Source organism: Streptomyces sp. UNOC14_S4 (assembly GCF_020740835.1).
Taxonomy (GTDB): Bacteria; Actinomycetota; Actinomycetes; order Streptomycetales; family Streptomycetaceae; genus Streptomyces.
The window spans coordinates 1-853 of the sequence record NZ_JAINFC010001001.1; the positions used below are offsets into that span (position 1 = coordinate 1).

Consider the following 853-nt stretch of genomic DNA (forward strand, 5'->3'; position numbering starts at 1 on the left):
TCGTGGCGGTGGGCGAGGGCTTCGTAGGAGGCGGACAGGGCGGGCGCGGCCCTCTCGTAGGTGCGCTGGGCGACGCCGATGAAGAGGCAGTCCACCACGAGGAGCTGGCTGGTGCGGCTCGACATGGCCGCGGGGCGCAGCTCGCTCTCCCGGGCGGTGGACGTGGTGAGCACGTGGTCGGCGTACTGGGCGATCGCGGCGGCGGGGCGGCCGGTGATGGCGACGGTCGTCGCGCCGTGCTCGAAGGCGACCCGCAGCGGTTCGATGACGTCGGTGGTGCCACCCGAATGGGTGATGGCGATGGCGACGTCGCCCGCGCGCAGCTGCACGGCGTTGGTGACGGCCAGGTGCGGGTCGCCGGGCGCGTGCGCGATCAGGCCGATGCGCAGCAGCTTCTGCACGAGGTCCTGGCCGACGAGGTTGGAGGCGCCGATGCCGTAGACGTCGACGCGGCGGGCGGTGGCGAGTGCCGCGACGGCGGCCTCCAGCTGGGCGGTGTCGAGCCCGGCGGCGGTGTCCGCGAGGCACTGCGCCTCGTCGTGGGCGAGCTTGGCGACGACACCGGCCAGGGGGTCGTCCACGGTGATGTCGGCCGTCATGGCGGGGGCCCGGCCCGCGGCCTGCTCGGCGGCGAGGGCGGCGAGCGCGAGGCGCAGGTCGCGGTAGCCCGGATAGCCCAGCACGCGGGCGGTGCGCACGACGGTGGCCTCGCTGGTGCCGGTGCGCTCCGCGAGGCCGGTGACGGTGAGCGCGGCCGAGCCCGCCGGGTCGCCCGCGACGACCTCGGCGACGCGCTGCATCGAGCGGGTCATCGAGGGCGCGAGCGTACGGACCTTGGCGGCGAGGGCACCGG

1 protein-coding gene is annotated in these 853 nt (G+C 75.8%); it reads right to left on the bottom strand.

The features are described from left to right. Positions 1–853 (bottom strand): MurR/RpiR family transcriptional regulator (locus tag K6I34_RS37575; protein ID WP_229332488.1); only part of this gene is annotated, 853 nt, incomplete at both ends.